Genomic DNA, 17,810 nt, shown 5'->3' with positions numbered 1-17,810 from the left:
CTTGGAATTCCTGCCAAATACCGGAGAGCAAAAAAGCCGCCGGCAGGCGGCTAACATAAATTGTGGCCAGATCCCCGGATAAGATGATGCGCAGCTTTTGCGCGTTGAAAGGTGGCGGGTTTCTTAACCAAAGCGACCGGTTATATAATCCTCGGTCCGCTGGTCCCGGGGATTGGTAAAAATAGCGGATGTCGGGCCGAACTCTATCAACTGGCCGTTGAGAAAAAAAGCGGTATAGTCGGCCACCCGGGCGGCCTGGTGCATACTATGGGTCACGATAACAATGGTATATCTTTCTTTCAGCTCTTTAATCAACTCCTCTATTTTCATGGTAGATACCGGATCGAGGGCCGAGCAGGGCTCGTCCATGAGCAATATTTCCGGCTCAACGGCCAGGGCCCTGGCAATGCACAGGCGCTGCTGCTGGCCCCCGGACAGGCTGACGCCTGAATCCCGGAGGCGGTCCTTGACTTCATTCCACAACCCCACCATTTTCAGGCATCTTTTCACTACTTCCTCAGCAGTCGTCCCGGGGGGCAGGCCATGTAACCGGAGCCCCGCCGCGACGTTATCAAAAATTGACATGGTAGGGAAGGGATTGGGCTTTTGAAAGACCATGCCCACGCGGCGGCGTATTTCTACCGGATCGACTCTATTGGCATAGATATTTTCGCCGTCCAGGAGCACCCTGCCCCTGGTACGGGTCCCGGGAATTACCTCGTGCATGCGGTTCAGGCAGCGGATAAAAGTAGATTTGCCGCAACCCGAAGGGCCGATAATGGCCGTAATTTGGTTGGCAAATACTGGCAGGGTAACGTTTTTTACTACCTGGTTCTGGCCGTACCAGGCGCTGAAATCCTCGGCCATTAATCTGGTGTCCATGCTTTATCTCCCTCCTCCGGCCTTGCGGCCGGCCAGCCGCGCCGCAAGGCTGGCAACCATGACCATAGCCACCAGCACCAGGGCCGCCCCCCAGGCCAGCCGGTGCAGCTCATCGTAGGGCGTGGTGGCATAGGTGTAGATGTACACCGGCAGGGAGGCAATACGCTGGTCCAGGCCGGTATGCCAGTAGCGGCTGTTTAAAGCCGTAAACAGGAGGGGGGCTGTTTCCCCGGCAATCCTGGCCACCGCGAGGAGAGAACCGGTAATGATTCCTCCCATGGCGCTACGCAGGACGATACTGTAAGTGGTACGCCAGCGGGAGGCCCCCAGGGCCAGGGAAGCCTCACGCAGGCTGTGGGGTACGAGTTTCAGCATCTCTTCTGTGGTCCGGGTAACCAGCGGCAGCATAATAATGGCCAGGGCAACCCCGCCGGCAATGGCGGAAAAACGCTTCATGGCCAGGACAAGGGTGCCATAGACGACGATACCAACAATGATTGAGGGGATACCGGTCATGACGTCACAGATAAACCTGACCAGCCAGGCCAGCCGTCCCCGGCTGAACTCCGAGAGATAGATACCCGTCAAAATCCCCAGGGGAATTCCCATTAGCGAGGCCAGCCCCACTAAAATCAGGGTGCCGGCAATGGCATTGGCCAGGCCGCCGCCGGGTTCGCCAACAGGTTTGGGAAGCTGGGTAAAGAAGTCCCAGTTGAGGGCTATAAGGCCCTTGCTGGCCACATAGAGGAGAATGCTGCCCAGGGGGATAAGGGCCATTATCGTAGCGCCCAGGGCCAGGACAAACATCAGGTTGTTCATAAACTTGCGGCGCTGGTTACGTTCTCCTGTCATTCCCTGCTCATTCCTTCCGGGGCCCTGGCCACGCGCCACACCAGGAGACGGGCTATAATATTCAAAAGGAGGGTGACAATAAACAGGACCAGGCCTGCCATCACCAGGGCCGACAGGTGCAGGTCGTCAAAAGCCTCGCTGAACTCATTGGCTATAATACTGGCAATTGTCTGGGCCAGCTCAAATACCGACGGTGAAACCTGAGGCCGGTTACCGATGACCATGGTCACGGCCATGGTCTCGCCGATGGCACGTCCCAGCCCGAGAATAACGGCCCCCAGGATCCCCGACCGCCCGTAGGGAAGGACGGCCATCTTGATCGTTTCCCACCGGGTAGCGCCTAAAGCCAGCATGGCCTCCCGCTGGGAGACGGGAACGGCCAGCAATACTTCCCGGGAAACTGCAGAAATGGTGGGTGTAATCATAATAGCCAGGATAATCCCGGCCGCCAGCATACCGAAGCCATAAAAAGTACCTTGAAAAAAGGGCAGCCAACCCAAAAACCGGTGCAAAAACGGCTCCAAAGACGTGCGTATCCAGGGTACCAGGACAAATATGCCCCATAAGCCATAGACAACGCTGGGGATGGCGGCCAGCAGTTCGACGAGGAAAGAGAGGGGGGCCCGCACCCGTTGCGGTGCCAGTTCGGCAAGATAGATGGCAATGCCCAGGCTCAGGGGGACGGCAATGATCAGGGCGATAAGGGAGGAAACAACCGTACCATAAACCAGGGGGAGAGAACCAAAGTCGCCGTGGACGGGGTCCCACCTGGAACCGGTAATAAATCCAAGGCCAAAACGGGCAAAGGCCGGCTGGGATCCTTTAATTAATTGAAGGGCAATAACCAGTATCAAGCCCACCATTACCAGGGCTGCCAGCAATGTAAGACCGCGAAAGACAGCGTCGCCCCACTGCCTGCTTTGGTGGCTCGGCTTTTGCATTTATATAATCCTCCGCCAGCTCTAGATATAAAATATTCAATTATTGTTGATATTCGCCATCAAAAGTCGCAAATCCTTTAAATGTAACATGTTTGGGGGTAAATTCTTCCCCCTGCAAATATAGGGGAAATCGCCGGGCCGGGCCCGCAATTTCCCCTTTTGCCTGTTTTCCTGATACCAAAACCAGAAATTACTTAAAAAGAGGTTCTCCTTGATAATTAATCTCCTTGATCCTGGCTTCAACCCGCTGCCGGACGTTTTCGGGTAGCGGTGCATAGAGCAGGTCTTTGGCAAAAGCCTCCCCATCATGAACTGCCCACCACAGGAATTTAGCCAGTTCCGTACCTTTATTTCTGTCCATCTGCTCTTTATATAACAGGAGGTAGGTAAAGCCGGCAATGGGATAGGCGTTTTCGCCGGGAGCATTGACGATAGATACCCGCATATCTTCAGGCATGCTGGCAACTGCGCCGGCAGCAGCGGCAGTTGTGGTATCCAGGGTAGGCTCAACAAATTTACCCGCAAGGTTTTTAATGAAAGCATAAGGCAACTGGTTCTGGACAGCATAGGCAAGCTCAACATAGCCGATCCCGCCCGGCGTCTGCTTTACGGTACCGGCCACGCCTTCATTACCCTTGGCGCCAATACCTACCGGCCATTCAACGGCTGTACCCGTTCCTACTTTTTCTTTCCATTCCGGGCTGGTGCTGCTGAGATAATCGGTAAAAATATTGGTAGTACCGCTACCGTCAGAGCGGTGAACGACGGCGATCTCTTTATCAGGCAGTTCGACCCCCGGGTTGATGGCAGTTATAGCCGGGTCATTCCACTTTTTAATTTTCCCCAAGAAAATATTACCTATAACTTCCGGCGTCAGCTTGAGGCCCGTGTTAACTCCTTCCAGATTATAGGTAATTACGACGGCACCAATAACCGTAGGAATGTGGATAATTTCTCCCCGGGCCCTGGCCATCTGTTCATCTTTCATGGGAGCGTCACTGCCGGCAAAATCGACGGTTTCCTCGATGATGCCCTTGATGCCACCCCCGCTGCCGATGGACTGGTAGTCTATATTAACATGGGGAGCAACTTTGTTGTACTCAGATATCCACTTGCTGTAAAGGGGGTAGGGGAATGACGCGCCGGCACCGTTTAAATATACAGTTTGCGCCTTGCCATCACTGCCACCAGCCGGCCCTTTGCCGGCTTCATCGCTCTTACCGCAAGCGGTTGCCAGCACCAGCAACGCCAGAACCATTGCCAGCACCATTATCCCCTTGCTTTTCTTCCAGGGCATTTAAATCCTCCTCCGGGTTTAATACTTCCAGTAAGTAGTTTGCAGTTCGCCCACAGTTTATTATAAAAAACCGGTGTTATATTTAAATTATCCGCAGGTTAATATCATGTTAAGTTAAAATTAAAAAGCAGGGTCCTCCATTCTGAATTGGACCCTGCCGTTAATTTTTCTTAAGCAATTTTTTTGTCCCTGCCCCTCTTTCCTCGTTCAGCTATTTCACGCGCGACTTCCACCCGCATCTGCCGCAGTTGCCAGGGTATTTCTACCGTCTTTTCCAGGAGCCAGTAACACTCTTTCAGCAGGAAAACTAATCCTTTATTCATCTGCTTCTACCTCCTTCAGGTATTGTTTCCCTTCAATTAAGATTGTAGCACCTGAAGGTTAAAAACAAATAAAGCTGAGATTATACCTCAATTAAATTTACCACAATTCACAGCGGCCATGAATTAATAAAAAAGGCGGCGCCCGGGTACAGGACCCCTCGCCGCCAGCCTTCCTTCATTTTACCTGCGATACCTTACCCTGGCGGCCTGACGCGAGCGTCGCATGAAGTAATAAGCAAGGAGCAAGATGAACGGGGTGGCAAGCTGGGTCATGGTAAAGAAGCCCAGGCCCCAGTGGGGAACAACATAGCCCCACACATCCAGGGGATTATCCCGCACGGTTTCCTCGACAACAGCCCGTAAAACCTGGTGGTAGAAAATAAAGGACCAGAACTGGTAGCCGCGGGGAGGGTTTTTGCCCTGGACGTAAAAATAACGAGCCAGCAGGAGGAGGCCTATGGCCGAACCGATAAGCTGGGCCGGCCAGCGGCCGAACCATAAATCCGTAGGCCGGCCTAATACTTCCTGGTTAAATATGTTGGCGATACGTACCAGGAAATAGCCGAAGGCCAGGCCCGGCACTACCAGGTCCGCCAGCTGGTTGGCATCGGCCCTTTTCCACCGGGCGTAAAGCCAGCCGCCCAGGAAGCCCCCCAGGAGGCCGCCGTGCCAGGAAAGGCCCCCTTCGTAGATTTTAAGGATCTGGATGCGGTCGGTTATAAACCAGGTGGGATAATTGGCGAGGACAAACATCAACCGCGCCCCGATTACCCCGCAGATAATAACAATTATAGCCAGGTTGAGGAGGAAGTCTTCATCCAGTCCCCTTCTCATGCCCTCCCGGTACAGGTACCAGGAACCTACCAGGAAAGAGAGGGCCATGAAGATACCGTACCAGCGCACTGCTACAGGTCCCAGTTGAAAAGCTATGGGGTTAAGATCGACTAACAATTTCATTCCTCCATGTTAATATATGGTTTTATTTCTATTTGTAGTATAACCTCACCCCGACCCTTATGCAACCGCCAAAATGATGCTAGATGATGAGGTCGCTTTTTTTGTCGTTCCGTACGGCCACCCGGCCGCCCTTAATAACACAAACCTTTTCGACCTGCCCGATGATGGCCTCCGCCGGGCCGGTAGCATCCAGGAGGACCAGGTCCGCCCGGTCACCGGCTTTAATTCCATACTTCTTAAGGCCAATGGCGGCCGCGGCGTTATAGGTGCCCATTTTCAAAACGTTCTTTAGTTCCAGGGGCGTTCCCATTTGTAGCACCTGGGCGGTAAGTAGAGCCTCTTCCAGCATATTGGCATTACCAAAGGGGCGGAAGGCATCGCGGACATTACCGGAAGCAAAGGCAACATTTACCCCCGCAGCCTGCAGTTCCCTGACCCTGGTAACCCCGCGCCGCACCAGGCCTTTATCCCGGCGGCCCATGAGGTAGAGATTGCATGACGGTAAAGTAATAACGCTGATGCCAGCCTCTTTTACGGCGGCGATAGCCCGGGCTGCCTTATCTTCGTCAACGGCCGCCAGGCTGCAGCAGGGACCGGCTACCACCCGCCCCTGGAAACCGTTCTGGATGGTTTTGGCGGCTATATACTCCAGGGAGGCAATCGAAGGGTCATCCGTTTCATCAACATGTAAGTCTATCAAGGAATTATATCGTCCCGCCAGTTCAAAGATAAAATCTACCCACTCCTCCATATGTTCCGCCAGATGGGGGGCGCCACCCAGGCCGTCTGCTCCCATGCGCAGGGCTTCTTCCAGGAAGTCTTTTAATGATGGCGTGGGTGCCGGTTCCAGTTCGCCGGCCATAGCGAATACCTGCAGTTCAACCCTCCCGGCAAATTCTTCCTTCAGCTCCAGGGCCGCTTCCAGCCCCCGGAGGCCCAGGGCTTCGTTAACGGTAATATGGGTTCTCATGGTAGTCGTTCCATGGCGCACGGCCATCTTCAGCACCCGGCGGCCGCGGTCGATAAAATCGTTTTTATCCATCCTACGGCTGCGTCTCTGGAAATCATCAATGGCTTCTGCCAGGGAGGTCACGCCTTCCTGGGGTGCCGTCAGGGCCCTGTCCAGGTGAAGGTGGGCATCGACAAAGGCCGGGATCAATAATCTCCCTGCCGCATCGACCATTTGCCGGGCCGAGCCGGCTACCCCTCCCCCGGCGGCAACAATATACCCGTCTTTTATGGCTACATCGACAGTTCCAGGTTCATCCATGAGCCGCGCGCGCCTGATTAACAAATCATTCAATTTTTATCTTCCTTCCTGATAATTACATTGGTTTATATTAAACCTAATCTTACTCTACCACAGGAAAATTTAACGGTCAATGGACAAGGATTCTATCGCTTTATGCCGAATATTGCTAGATATTCTGGTAAATCGTGGCCCGGTAAGTAGAAAGGTGGTATGGTTGTTTGGATATTAATGTCATCCTGGGTTTAATTATTGGTTTCGGCTCCCTGATTGTCGCCTTCATCCTGGAAGGGGGCGAACCCGGGGCCCTCCTGGCCGTGACGGCAGCCATGATTGTTTTCGGCGGCACTATCGGCGCCACCATGATCGGCTTCAGCCGCGAAGAAATCATGAACGTACCACGTTTACTGAAAATTGCCTTGCGGGAAAGACCCTTTGATTTGAATCAAACCATTGAAAACATCGTCAATTACGCCGTTTTGGCCCGCCGGGAAGGCCTCGTGCGCCTGGAAAAGGAACTGGACAACATTAACGACGCCTTCCTGAGAACCGCCCTGCAACTGGTGGTGGACGGCACCGACCCGGAGCAAACAAGGAATGTTTTAGAACAGCAAATTTACGCCACCGGCGAACGGCATGCCACCGGCATTAGTATTTTTGAAGCCGCGGGCGGCTACGCCCCCACCATGGGCATCATCGGCACCGTCATGGGACTGGTCCACGTCCTCAGTAATATCAGCTCCCCTGATAAATTGGGTCCTTCTATCGCTATGGCTTTTATCGCCACCCTCTACGGCGTCTCATCCGCCAACCTCCTCTGGCTGCCCCTTGCCGCCAAGCTCAAGAATAAAGCTAACAAGGAACGCGTCTACCAGGAAATGATCCTGGAAGGAGTGCTGGCCCTCCAGGCCGGCAGGAACCCCACCCTGATCCGCAGTACCCTTATAGCTTTCCTGGCGCCGGATAAACAGCGGGCTATCCTGAGCGGGACGGCAGCAAAGGGGGGAGACGCCGGTGCCCAGGCGCTGGACCGAAAAGGCCAGTCATGATAATAAAGAGCGCTGGCTCTTAACCTATTCCGACTTGATCACCCTGCTCATGATCTTCTTCGTCGTTATGTACTCCATCAGCAGCATCAACGCCCAGAAGATGGCCGCCCTGGCCAGTTCCCTGGCCCAGGCCTTTATAGGTTCACCGGCACCGGGCCTTTTTGAGGAAGGGGGGTTACCTTCCCTAGTTCCCGGCGTGGCCCCGGCACCCGGCGGTCAGGGCACAGAAGGGCAAGGAGTAGAAGGAACAGAACTGGCGAGGGTTAAAGTCGAACTCCAGCAGTATATCCGGCAGGAGGGCCTGGAGGGCCAGATAAACCTCGAAAACGAGGAACGGGGCCTGGTGGTCAGCATGGCCGATATGATCCTCTTTCCCAAAGGTTCTGCCGAGCTGACCCCGGAGGCCCAAGCCCTGCTCCGGCGGGTGGGGCAGGCCCTGACCAGGCTTCCCAATTACCTGCGGGTAGAAGGACACACCGACAACCTGCCCATCCATACCCCCCTCTTTCCATCCAACTGGGAGCTGTCCACGGCCCGGGCCACCAATGTCGTAAAAGTTTTGGTGAACGACGCCGGTATCAGTCCCGGGCGCCTTTCGGCTACCGGCTACGGGGAATATCGCCCCGTAGTCCCCAATGACAGTGAAGCCAATATGGCCCGCAACCGGCGCGTGGATATCGTGATCCTTAAAGAAGCCTACAACGTCACCGAACCCCACCATTGATATAAATATAAAAACGCCGGGAGTTAATCCCGGCGTTCCTGTTTTAAGCCCCGGCCTGCTCTTCTTCGCGGCCCAGGTTGGGATAAAAGAGGGTTCGCCTTTCCCAGGTCCGTAAGATGACCTGCTCTTCATTGCAGGCCAGTACATACTGGGGTAAGACGGGTGTCTTGCCCAGCCCGTGGGGAGCATTGATTATATAGGTAGGCACGGCCAGTCCCGAGGTATAGCCGCGCAGCTGTTCCATTATTTCCACGCCTTCTTCAATGGAAGTGATAAAATGGGTCGTCCCCTTAACCGGCTTGGCGTGGAAGATATAATAGGGCCGTACCCGGATTTTCAACAGTTCCTGGTTGAGTTTCCTCATAATAAAGGGATGGTTGTTGATGCCCTTTAACAATACCGCCTGGTTCCCCAGGACCACTCCGGCCTGCACCAGGCGGTCGCAGGCTTCCTTCGCCGCAGGAGTAACTTCCCGGGGATGGTTGAACTGGGTATTGATATAAAGGGGCGGATGCTTAGCCAGTATGCGGCACAATCCCGGCGTGATGCGCTGGGGTAAAGTAACCGGCACCCTGGTACCCAGGCGTTTAATTTCTACATGAGGTATATTATCCAGTTCCGTCAACAGCCAGTCTATGGTGGCGTCGCTGAGCATCAACGCGTCGCCGCCGGTGATCAAGACGTCGCGTATTTCTTCGTTGCGGCGGATATACTCCAGGGCCTGCTCCAGCTCCCGGCGGCTGCGGCTGCGGTCAACTTCCCCGATATTACGGCGTCGCTGGCAGTGGCGGCAGTACATGGCGCACTGGTTGGTAACGTTAATAATCAAGCGGTCGGGGTAACGACGGGTTATGGCCGGTGCCGGTGACGTCAGCTCCTCATCCATGGGATCGAGTACCCCGATATTATCTTTCAGCTCTGCGGCACTCGGCAAGGCCTGCCGCCGGATAGGACAACCGGCATCTTTGCCCATAAGGGAGAGGTAATAGGGTGAAACGGCCCAGCGGTAAACACGTTCGACCCTCCCGATTGCTTCTTTTTCTGCTTCAGTTAAAGGAATTAGTTCCTCCAGGACTTTAATAGAGCTGATCCGGTGCTGCAGCTGCCAGCGCCAGTCCTGCCAGTCGTCTTCAGTGGCCCCAAAATAAGCCATAATCCGCCGCCGGTTGGCTTCAATTTCGGCAGCGGCTTCGAAACCGCTGGGGATGGTAGCCCTGGCGTCCAGGTAATCAATAATCCTGGCCTTCAACTCAGCCGCCCTCTGCAGGGCAATTTCCCTTTTGGTTTCTCTACTCATCAGCCTCCCTTTGCTAGGGTAAACGCTCATGGATTGTACCTCCCTTCATAAATAAAACCCCGGCCTGAACCGGGGTTTTGGGCGCATGGTAATTAAAGGGGCATTCTGCCTCTTAACTTTCCACGCTTACGAAGTTAGCTGCCGGGTTCGGGTCGAAAGCTAACCCTACCCCGCACCCAGTTAATTTACTAAAGTGCAGGGATTCACCCCAAATAATGGTTCCCCCGTTCCCTTGATAAAGGGATTCAGCGATTATTTATTCTATTGTTGTTATATAATTTTAACATAAGGTTAGAAGGTTGTCAAAGCTATTTTTTCCCATTTATTTCCTATACCAATACCGGCAATAATAAATGAAGCCGGCGGTAGCGGCTAGCATCGCCAGGATGAGCAGGGCATCAAGCCACCAGGTAGCAAACTGGCGGTAAAAGTACCACCATCCCAGGAAATAATGGGCTCCCTTCCAGCTGGCGTACTGCCAGGCCAGGGTCCAGGAAAAGGCACCCAAAGCTGAATAAAAGGCATAAATGCCGGGATTCATTCTAAAAATCCCCGCTGCCAGGATGGCCGGCGTCCTGATGGGGCCAAACCAGTGGGCTAAAAAAACTGTTGCTACCCCATAACGTTCTAACCACTTCCGGGTTTTTTCCAGGCCATCCGGACCCCAGCCCTGCCGGAAAAAGCGTTCGATTATACCTCGCCCCGGACTGGATCCCAGCCAGTAACCTATCAAATTGCCCAGAAGATTGCCGGCAGTTCCGACCATTACCGCCCCCCAGAAGCTCATCTCCCCACGCTCGATTAAATAGCCGGCGGCCAGGTAGACCGGTTGAAAGGGAATACCCGGCATCCCTGTTCCTATCATAAATAGCAGGCCAAAGAGGGCCAAATAGACGTTGACGGCCGTCATGCTCTTCCCTGCCTACCGGCAATCGCTGCCATGGCCGGCGCTACCCGGCCTGAACAAAAAGACTTCCCTCACTGGAGATTTCGTCATCAGGATGGGGTATAATGACAGGGATACGGTTGCTGCCGTAAAGCAGGTCGAAGGCAGGTATCCCCCGCGATACGGCAGCCGCAGCCCCTATGGTAGCCATGTCATAATTTAAAGCTGCCGCGAAAAAAAGAAGCAAAAACAGGATCGCAACCGGGCGCGTTTTTATCTTTTTACGCGTAAGGCGCAATATATAAACCAGGATATCTTTATACATCCCCATCCGGGCGATTACGCCCCGGTACAGCCCCCGCTTTTCTTCCTTCATAATATGAGTCATATTGGCCAGGGGGATTTTCTGCACCCGCCAGCCCCGGGCCCGAGCTTCGCTGGTGAGCAATACTTCAACCTCAAAACGGCTATTTTCCGCTCCCACCGCCAGGAAAAGCTCTTTGCGTATCGCCCGCTGGCCGGAAAGATGGGGGGCCACTACCTGGGCCAGGTCTGTAAGGGACCTCCCCTGGCTGAAGATGCCTACGGTCATATCGGCACTGCCTTCCAGCAAAGGAGCAACCAGGGCCTCGACGTGGGCCGCCGTCAGCCCTTCCAGGTCGGCATCCAGGAAAAGAAGTATGTCTTCCCGTGCCGCCCGGGCGCCGACGGTCATAGCCGCCCCTTTACCGCCATTCGTTGCCAGCTCTATAACCCGGGCGCCATGGCGGCGGGCGATGCCGGCCGTTGCATCCTGGGAACCATCGCTGACCACGATGATTTCGACGATGCTATTGACTTTTTTTAAAGTCTCGACTACTTTACCTACCGTCGCAGCTTCATTATATGCCGGGATAACGGCGCTGATTCCCCTTGAAACGTGACTTTGAACTTTCATCCTTTTCTCCCCTGCAGCTTCTCATGCTAAATCATGGTTTCTAGTATTTTCTCCACAGCCTTAAAATTTCCTTCTCCAGAAAATATTATTGCCCTGGAATTATTCCAGGGCATCATTATGCAGGCCTCGCTAGGCAATCTTTTGTTGTTCTTTAACCACTTTTTCCCCGGCCTTTAGTTGCCGGTACCAGCGGCCGTGGTGCTCGCGAGCAAACCTGGCCGACACTTTACCCGACAGCATGCCGTTAATGGACTCGCGGGAACCGGGGTGCCCCAGGGCGAGGTAAACATGGCCCAGAAGAACCCCGCCCATGAGCAGGGCTCCGGCCGAGTGCAGGGGCAGGGCCCAGGCCACCACGGCGGGGGAGAAACTGTCCCGCAGGAGCAAGATCCAGCCGGTGGCGGCCATTAAGATAGAACCGGCGATGGTCAGGAGGGAATTGAGTTTTTCCCCGGCGTTAAACTTGCCCTGCTCCGGAAGCTGCACTTTAAGGCCGAAAAACTCCCGGGGGAAAGCGGCAATAAAGCGGAAGTCATCCCGGCCCCAGGTAAGACATTCGCGCAACCATTGCCATGCAGTCCGCGGCGTCCCTAGAATAAGGATAATTACGGTCAGGAAGGTAAAGGGATAGGCCATAGCGTGGTGGATGCTGCGAAACAGGCGCAGGCCCCCCGGTCCTAACAGGCCGGCATAGCCGCGGAACACCAGGGCCAGGCCGGTGAGGAGCAGGAAGACGAAGGTAATACCATGGCTCCAGTGACCCAAGCGCTCGAACAGGTTAAAACGTTCAACCCTTTCCTCAGGCATTCTTGCCGCCTCCTTTAATATTATTGATTACCAGACCGGCGATAACGGCGCCGGCCGCCAGGCCCATAACGGTCTTCCCGCCCGGATGGACGATATCCTGCCAGATGCGTACGGCTCCCGGCTCCCGGAAATCGGCAGGCAGGAAAGAGGCGTCCAGGTTCCGCGGCGGTACATAATAAATGGAAGTGCCCTTGATCTGGACGGCTTTCCTGGAGGCTATGGCCCGTGATAATTCGCTCCCTTTATCATCCAGATCGCCGAAGATCCTGGCCGCGGCCATGCAGGTTTCCACACAGGCCGGTTGCTGTCCCTTTTCCACAAAGTCATAGCAGAAATAACACTTCTGGACGATGTTGCCCTGGGGATTAAAGCTCCGGGCGTCGTATGGGCAGGCCTGTTGGCAGTAACGGCAACCGATACATTTCTGCTCATCAACCACCACAATATCGTCGGCGCGTTTTTGGGTGGCCCCGGTTGGACAAACGCGGGCACAGGGGGGTTCGTCGCAGTGCATGCATTGGGTAGTTACCACCCCGCCTTTAACCCTGGGGAAGGTACCCACTTCATAGCGGTGGACTTTGGTAAACTGCACCTGGGGCAGTAAGTCCCACCTGGCCTGGCAGGCCACGGTGCAGCCGTGGCAGCCTATGCAACGCGTCAGATCGATAAGCATCCCGTATTTAGCCATTTACACTCACCCTGCCTTCCGCACCGTCACCAGGGTTTCGCATTGGGCTGCCGCCCCGGATACAGGTGCCGTAATAACTGGGATCAAAGCGCTGTCATTGGCTCCCTTGTTATAAGCCAGTTTTCTTATTGGTACACCGCAGCCAAAACCGTGGGCCATGAATACGGCCTCGGGGTGAATACCTTCCGTAACGCGGGCCTTGAGCTTAACCTTGCCTACCTTGGAAGCCACTTCGACCAGATCCCCCGTCTTGATGCCCAGCTTGGCAGCCGGGCCGGGGTTAATCCAGAGTTCGTTTTCCGGCATGAGGGAATGGAGGTAGGCGTTGTTGTCGGTAGTGGTATGGGTGTGCATGGGTACATGGCCCTGGATGAAACGGAACTCATCATCCTTCGGCTCCACCAGAGGCGGCTCCCAGACCGGCGTAAGGGTGCTGCCGGCCTTAACAAAGGCCTGGCAGGCCAGCTCGATTTTACCGGAAGTTGTCTTCAGTTTGGTATAATCTGGGGGCTGGGCTTTTACTTCGGCGATACCCGTGCTTGCAAGCTGCACCTGGGTCATTCCCAGGGGAGCCAGCAGGGCGTCGTTATATTGCTCCAGGGTAAAGTTGAAGTACTCCCCTAAACCCGCTGCTTTAGCCAGGCCGGCGATAATTTCTTCCGCGCCTTTCGTATCAAACAGGGGCTCTACCGCCGGCTGGCGCAAGATCACCTTATTGCCTGCCGTCATCAGGGGATCGTATCTCTCCAGGTAGGTGGCTTCCGGTAATACATAGTGGGCATAGTAGACCGCATCGTTCATCTGGATATCAATTGCCACCACCAGCTCCAGCTGTTTCAACGCTTCAATAAAAGCCACGGAATCGCTGCTGGAACGCACCGGGTTCAGGTGCTGGATTACTGCCGCTTTGATGGGATAGGGTTTATCTTCTTTGACCCTTTCGGGGAAAACCTGGATCATGCCGTGGGCTTTAATTAAAGGCCATTTTTCGCTGCCGGCCCCATCCCAGCGCGGTCCCGCCGCCGCCGGCGGTTTGGGACCCATAATAGGCGAAGGATCACCTAGTTGAATCTTGGACGGAAAAGTCAGGCCGCCTTTGGCGCCGAGATTCCCCAGCAGGGCGTTGAGGGCGGCTACGGCCCGGGCCGTCTGGACGCTGTTGTAATACTGGGAACCGGTAACGGCATGCCAGCCGGGATCCACGGCCGCCGCTGGTTTGGCCGCCGCCAGTTCCCGGGCGATGCGGGTGATGGTTTCCGCATCGATGCCCGTAATCTTGGCCGCCCATTCAGGGGTATAGGTTGCCACCCCGGCCTTTAATTCTTCAAAGCCGAGGGTTCGTTCGGCCACAAAGGAAGCGTCATACAGGTTTTCCTTAATGATGACGTTAATCATGGCCAAAATCATGGCCAGATCGGTACCCGGCCTGATGGGAAGCCATTCATCGGCAAAGAAGGCAAAATCATTCAGGCGCGGGTCTACGGCTACCAGACGGGCGCCTTCTGCCTTTGCGGCAACGATCTTTTGAATATCGGGGTTTTTAATGCCTCCGGTAAGGTTGCGGCCAAAGGCAATGTAGTACTTGACATTGCGGTAGTCCACCCCGGGAACGCCGCCGTACATCTGTTCAAAGGCGACGTTGCGGCTACTGTAGCAGGTCGGTGCGTGGCCGGTATAATTGGGGGAACCGAAAGCGGCCATGAAATGTTTCTCCAGGGGAGAAATAAGCTCCGGGTGCGCCAGCCAGACGAGGGTCTGGGGCCCGTAACGCCCTTTCAGTTCTTGTAATTTAGCGCCAATTTCTGCAAAAGCCTGCTCCCAGCTGATGGGCTGGAACTTCCCGTCACCGACCCTCTTCATGGGACCCTTCAGGCGGTCGGGGTCATAAAGGGTTTTGGTGCCGGCATTACCCCGGGCACATAAACGGCCGCCGCTCTGGGGGTCTTTAGGGTTACCGGTAAGACGCCAAACCCGGCCATCCCGGACATGGGCCAGGACGCCACACTTGACCCCGCACATCTCGCAGATGGTGGGCACGACCCGGGCGGCTGCCGGGGTTGTGGCCTCTGCCGCCTCCGCCTGGTCCAGGGGAACAAGCCTGCCGCCAAAGGTGGCCAGGGCGCCGGCCACCAGGGAGCCTTTGAGAAAGGTTCGCCGGCTTATTCTTTGTTCTAACATACCCTCACCTCCGTAATCTGTAAAAGCAACTGTTGCTATTAACACATGTAATCGCGTGGTACTTTGACCTCAAAGTTACTTTCACAATATATTTTACTGATTCCGCCCCTCTTCTCCTGCCGCGGGGAAAAGGGGCAGTAAAGCCCGAGGGGAGCTGCAACAGCTCCCCTCGGGCCAGGAATCATGCGGCCTCGCGGCCACCCATTACTCCAATTGTCTAACGGTATTTTCGAGGGCCATCAGACCTTTCGATAGTTATCACATTTTACAGCAGGTACCGCAGGAGAAACCTGCTCCCCAGATAAGCCCCACCGACCAGGCCCAGGCCAAAAAGCCAGCCGTGGAGGGAAAAAGAAGCAATGCCGTTGAAAAAGGCACCGATGTTGCATCCCATGGCAATCCTGGCCCCGTAGCCCATAAGCAACCCGCCGGCCAGGGCCGCTGGTATCAGGGGCCACCGCCGCGGCCAGTGCAGGCGGAATTCCGAACCCGCCAGGGACCCTAAAAAGGCTCCCACCACCAGTCCCAGATCCAGAAGGGTACGGGGTTCGCCCAGGAACCCCAGCTTTAGGGCCTGGCTGTGGGCCGGTAGGCTGTAATAATACCAGCCCGGCGGGCCCCCGGTAAATGCCTGCCATATCCAGGCGCCCCAGTAGCTAAAGGCGGTGGTAATCCCCCAGGGCTGGCCCCCGCGCCAGGTTAAAACTACATCCAGAACCGCCAGGGCCGCCCCCCCGGCCCAATAAGGCCAGGGGCAGGCCCACAGGCGGCGCAGGTGGAAGGGCTGCCGTGCTCTTGGGGTAGGGACGAAATCAGGAAAGGCCCGTTTTTCCAGGTTCTTTAGGGCCATGTAAATCAATCCGAGGGCAAGGAACTGGATAACAATGGCCGGCCACCACCCCAGCATACCGGGGAGGAACAATACCGGTGACCGGCTGATGCTTACCTGCTGCCACCAGTCGAAATCATGGGCTCCCCAGAGGGACCCGCCGATAAAGGCCCCCAGGACCAGCCACTGTTGCAGGTGACCCTCGCCCACCCGCATTAAATTACCGCTGGCACAGCCGCCGGCCAGGACCATCCCGATGCCAAAGAGGAGCCCGCCGGCCACGCTGTGCCACCCTGCCGGGTGAACATCGACCAGGGGAACCCCCGTCCAGGCTACCAGGGTCATGCCCAGGATGGCCGTCGTCAAGGCGATTACTATCGCCCGGCTAATGGAGGTGTTGCCGGTAATGAAGGGGTCGCGGAAGGCGGCTACAAAACAAAAACGGCTGCGCTGGAGGACGAAGCCGAAGCCCAGGCCAAAAAGCCAGGCCTCCCCCAGCCCTGGCCCGCGTCCCTGCAGCCACCAGAAGATCCCGGCAGCAATGATGGCGGCACCAAGGGCGTAAGGTTCCTGGGAACCGGTGTTAATGTTAACTTGTTTAATTACCGGTGATTCCTTTTGCCGTTCCGTTGCCATGCATTTTCCGCCTATCCAAAAGGTGATGATATGCTATAATGAATTCTATAAGCAACTGGCAGGGAGGCCCGCTCCATGAACCTCAACCACCTTAGAGCTTTCTGTACGGTAGCCCAGGTTAAATCCATTTCCGAAGCAGCCCGCCTCCTGCACATGTCCCAGTCATCCCTGAGCTATCAAATCCAATTGCTAGAAAACGACCTCGAAGTCAAGCTTTTTACCCGTACTACCAGGGGAGTGGAGTTGACGGCCCTGGGGGAAATTGTTTATGAATACGGCCAGACTTTCCTCCAGCTGGCAGAGAATCTCAAACGCGACCTCAACAACTGGAAGAGCGGCCATGAGCACCTTATCGTCGGCGCCAGCAGCAGCATCGGCAGTTATGCCCTGCCCTGCACCATATACAGCTTTAAAGAAAAATATCCCGACGCCAATATCAAGCTGCTGGTGGGCAACCGGGAAGAAACTATCCAGAAGCTGCTGGACAAAACTATCGACATCGGCCTTATCGAAGGACCCGTCGACCGGCCCGGCCTGGCCACCCGGGGAATAGCTGAAGATGAACTCCTTTTAATCGTCCCCCCCGGCTGGGAGGGCCCGGAACGGGTGACCTTAGAAGAACTCTGCCGCCTGCCCATAATCCTCAGGGAGGAAGGCTCCGGTACCCGCGGGGTGATTGCCCGCGCCCTGGCCGCCCAGGGTTTAACTATAGCCAACCTGAATGTAGTGCTGGAATTAAATTCCAACGACGCCATCAAATCAGCCATTACTGCCGGTCACGGCGTTTCCCTGCTCTCCCGCCTGGCCATAAGGCGGGAAATACATGCCGGGACCCTCAAAGCCCTGCAGGTGGAAGGCATCTCTTTCCGCAGCACCTTTAATATCGTCTACCCGGCCGGCAGGCCGGCTACCGGCTTGCAAAAAAAGTTTTTCCGCTTCCTCTTGACCAACAAGAAGGCCTTCTGCTAAACCGGGAGAGTCCTTTTGCCTATACCTTCTCAATTATTACTTCCCAGATGCCGTGGCTTACCCCCATGACCTCGACACGGTAACCCATTTTTTGGACCGTCTCGGCCAGGGACTGGCTGGTGCAACTGTGGTCGCTGGTAACGATCAGCATATCGCCCGGCTTCAATTCCTTGAGCTTGACCTTTGTACGCACAATCGGTATCGGGCACATCTCCCCGCAAGTATCCAGCCGGTATACAGCCATGCCAGTTCCTACTCCTGCTTGTTTTAAAAATAAATTCGCTTCCGGGATACCGGAATCCTCCCGGT

Annotated in this window: 18 protein-coding genes and 1 riboswitch; of the genes, 3 read left to right on the top strand and 15 right to left on the bottom strand. The window is 55.4% G+C overall.

Annotated elements, in window-relative coordinates:
* Positions 1–123: 123 nt before the first annotated feature.
* The 7 genes from pstB to NWF31_RS08705 all read right to left on the bottom strand — a co-directional run bounded on the left by pstB (position 124) and on the right by NWF31_RS08705 (position 6,555).
* Positions 124–882: a phosphate ABC transporter ATP-binding protein PstB gene (gene pstB / locus NWF31_RS08735; protein WP_277998918.1), complete on the bottom strand. Its 759-nt coding sequence runs from the start codon at positions 880–882 to the stop codon at positions 124–126.
* A 3-nt stretch (positions 883–885) separates the two neighbouring features.
* Positions 886–1,734, bottom strand: coding sequence for a phosphate ABC transporter permease PstA (pstA, locus tag NWF31_RS08730; protein ID WP_258360123.1), 849 nt, complete (start codon positions 1,732–1,734; stop codon positions 886–888).
* A complete protein-coding gene (gene pstC / locus NWF31_RS08725; RefSeq protein WP_258360122.1) occupies positions 1,731–2,675 on the bottom strand; it encodes a phosphate ABC transporter permease subunit PstC in 945 nt (314 codons plus the stop codon). The genes pstA and pstC overlap by 4 nt, the downstream gene beginning before the upstream one ends.
* A gap of 190 nt (positions 2,676–2,865) precedes the next feature.
* On the bottom strand, positions 2,866–3,972 hold the full coding sequence (gene pstS / locus NWF31_RS08720; RefSeq protein ID WP_258360121.1) for a phosphate ABC transporter substrate-binding protein PstS: 1,107 nt from the start codon (positions 3,970–3,972) through the stop codon (positions 2,866–2,868).
* Positions 3,973–4,142: 170 nt separating this feature from the next.
* On the bottom strand, positions 4,143–4,295 hold the full coding sequence (locus tag NWF31_RS08715; protein ID WP_258360120.1) for a hypothetical protein: 153 nt from the start codon (positions 4,293–4,295) through the stop codon (positions 4,143–4,145).
* Positions 4,296–4,475: 180 nt separating this feature from the next.
* Positions 4,476–5,246: a prolipoprotein diacylglyceryl transferase gene (locus NWF31_RS08710; RefSeq protein ID WP_258360119.1), complete on the bottom strand. Its 771-nt coding sequence runs from the start codon at positions 5,244–5,246 to the stop codon at positions 4,476–4,478.
* Positions 5,247–5,331: 85 nt separating this feature from the next.
* Positions 5,332–6,555 carry an amidohydrolase family protein gene (locus NWF31_RS08705; protein WP_258360118.1) on the bottom strand — a complete coding sequence of 408 codons (1,224 nt, stop codon included), beginning with the start codon at positions 6,553–6,555 and terminating at the stop codon, positions 5,332–5,334.
* A gap of 167 nt (positions 6,556–6,722) precedes the next feature.
* Here NWF31_RS08705 and NWF31_RS08700 point away from each other — a divergent pair, with 167 nt between their 5' ends.
* Together NWF31_RS08700 and NWF31_RS08695 are read left to right on the top strand one after the other, a co-directional pair.
* Positions 6,723–7,550 (top strand): flagellar motor protein, encoded by an 828-nt coding sequence (locus tag NWF31_RS08700; protein ID WP_258360117.1) that lies wholly within the window; start codon positions 6,723–6,725, stop codon positions 7,548–7,550.
* Entirely contained in the window at positions 7,516–8,274 is a 759-nt protein-coding gene (locus NWF31_RS08695) for an OmpA/MotB family protein (RefSeq protein ID WP_258360116.1), read from the top strand. The genes NWF31_RS08700 and NWF31_RS08695 overlap by 35 nt, the downstream gene beginning before the upstream one ends.
* A 43-nt stretch (positions 8,275–8,317) precedes the next feature.
* Here the strand turns inward: NWF31_RS08695 and eam are convergent, their stop codons facing one another.
* From eam to NWF31_RS08660, 7 genes are all read right to left on the bottom strand, one after another.
* Positions 8,318–9,601, bottom strand: coding sequence for a glutamate 2,3-aminomutase (gene eam, locus NWF31_RS08690; protein ID WP_277998917.1), 1,284 nt, complete (start codon positions 9,599–9,601; stop codon positions 8,318–8,320).
* A 77-nt stretch (positions 9,602–9,678) separates the two neighbouring features.
* A riboswitch (cyclic di-AMP (ydaO/yuaA leader) is annotated at positions 9,679–9,832 on the bottom strand.
* Positions 9,833–9,893: 61 nt separating this feature from the next.
* The gene (locus NWF31_RS08685) at positions 9,894–10,481 is read right to left on the bottom strand and encodes a DedA family protein (RefSeq protein ID WP_258360115.1); all 588 of its coding nucleotides are present in this window, start codon (positions 10,479–10,481) and stop codon (positions 9,894–9,896) included.
* A gap of 40 nt (positions 10,482–10,521) precedes the next feature.
* Positions 10,522–11,394: a glycosyltransferase family 2 protein gene (locus tag NWF31_RS08680; protein ID WP_258360114.1), complete on the bottom strand. Its 873-nt coding sequence runs from the start codon at positions 11,392–11,394 to the stop codon at positions 10,522–10,524.
* Positions 11,395–11,523: 129 nt separating this feature from the next.
* A complete protein-coding gene (locus NWF31_RS08675) occupies positions 11,524–12,201 on the bottom strand; it encodes a formate dehydrogenase subunit gamma (RefSeq protein WP_258360113.1) in 678 nt (225 codons plus the stop codon).
* A complete protein-coding gene (locus tag NWF31_RS08670; RefSeq protein ID WP_258360112.1) occupies positions 12,194–12,889 on the bottom strand; it encodes a 4Fe-4S dicluster domain-containing protein in 696 nt (231 codons plus the stop codon). The genes NWF31_RS08675 and NWF31_RS08670 overlap by 8 nt, the downstream gene beginning before the upstream one ends.
* Positions 12,890–12,895: 6 nt before the next feature.
* Entirely contained in the window at positions 12,896–15,067 is a 2,172-nt protein-coding gene (locus NWF31_RS08665) for a molybdopterin-dependent oxidoreductase (RefSeq protein ID WP_258360111.1), read from the bottom strand.
* A 265-nt stretch (positions 15,068–15,332) separates the two neighbouring features.
* Positions 15,333–16,532 carry a YeeE/YedE family protein gene (locus tag NWF31_RS08660; RefSeq protein WP_258360110.1) on the bottom strand — a complete coding sequence of 400 codons (1,200 nt, stop codon included), beginning with the start codon at positions 16,530–16,532 and terminating at the stop codon, positions 15,333–15,335.
* Positions 16,533–16,607: 75 nt separating this feature from the next.
* Between NWF31_RS08660 and NWF31_RS08655 the strand changes: the two genes are divergently transcribed.
* Positions 16,608–17,501 (top strand): LysR family transcriptional regulator, encoded by an 894-nt coding sequence (locus NWF31_RS08655; protein ID WP_258360109.1) that lies wholly within the window; start codon positions 16,608–16,610, stop codon positions 17,499–17,501.
* Between the two features lie 19 nt (positions 17,502–17,520).
* Here the strand turns inward: NWF31_RS08655 and NWF31_RS08650 are convergent, their stop codons facing one another.
* Positions 17,521–17,745, bottom strand: a complete 225-nt coding sequence (locus NWF31_RS08650) for a sulfurtransferase TusA family protein (protein WP_258360108.1) — start codon at positions 17,743–17,745, stop codon at positions 17,521–17,523.
* Between the last annotated feature and the right edge of the window lie 65 nt (positions 17,746–17,810).

The sequence above is a fragment of the Neomoorella sulfitireducens genome (assembly GCF_024733845.1).
In the GTDB taxonomy this organism is placed as follows: Bacteria; Bacillota; DSM-521; order Neomoorellales; family Neomoorellaceae; genus Neomoorella; species Neomoorella sulfitireducens.
The sequence above is the reverse complement of the archived record's forward strand: the minus strand, read 5'-3'. Positions and strand labels throughout refer to the sequence as shown.

Coding starts and splice junctions, on each gene's coding strand:
- pstB (WP_277998918.1), bottom strand. CDS start 882: ATGGACACCAGATTAATGGCCGAGGATTTCAGCGCCTGGTACGGCCAG.
- pstA (WP_258360123.1), bottom strand. CDS start 1,734: ATGACAGGAGAACGTAACCAGCGCCGCAAGTTTATGAACAACCTGATG.
- pstC (WP_258360122.1), bottom strand. CDS start 2,675: ATGCAAAAGCCGAGCCACCAAAGCAGGCAGTGGGGCGACGCTGTCTTT.
- pstS (WP_258360121.1), bottom strand. CDS start 3,972: ATGCCCTGGAAGAAAAGCAAGGGGATAATGGTGCTGGCAATGGTTCTG.
- NWF31_RS08715 (WP_258360120.1), bottom strand. CDS start 4,295: ATGAATAAAGGATTAGTTTTCCTGCTGAAAGAGTGTTACTGGCTCCTG.
- eam (WP_277998917.1), bottom strand. CDS start 9,601: ATGAGCGTTTACCCTAGCAAAGGGAGGCTGATGAGTAGAGAAACCAAA.
- NWF31_RS08685 (WP_258360115.1), bottom strand. CDS start 10,481: ATGACGGCCGTCAACGTCTATTTGGCCCTCTTTGGCCTGCTATTTATG.
- NWF31_RS08680 (WP_258360114.1), bottom strand. CDS start 11,394: ATGAAAGTTCAAAGTCACGTTTCAAGGGGAATCAGCGCCGTTATCCCG.
- NWF31_RS08675 (WP_258360113.1), bottom strand. CDS start 12,201: ATGCCTGAGGAAAGGGTTGAACGTTTTAACCTGTTCGAGCGCTTGGGT.
- NWF31_RS08670 (WP_258360112.1), bottom strand. CDS start 12,889: ATGGCTAAATACGGGATGCTTATCGATCTGACGCGTTGCATAGGCTGC.
- NWF31_RS08665 (WP_258360111.1), bottom strand. CDS start 15,067: ATGTTAGAACAAAGAATAAGCCGGCGAACCTTTCTCAAAGGCTCCCTG.
- NWF31_RS08660 (WP_258360110.1), bottom strand. CDS start 16,532: ATGGCAACGGAACGGCAAAAGGAATCACCGGTAATTAAACAAGTTAAC.
- NWF31_RS08655 (WP_258360109.1), top strand. CDS start 16,608: ATGAACCTCAACCACCTTAGAGCTTTCTGTACGGTAGCCCAGGTTAAA.
- NWF31_RS08650 (WP_258360108.1), bottom strand. CDS start 17,745: ATGGCTGTATACCGGCTGGATACTTGCGGGGAGATGTGCCCGATACCG.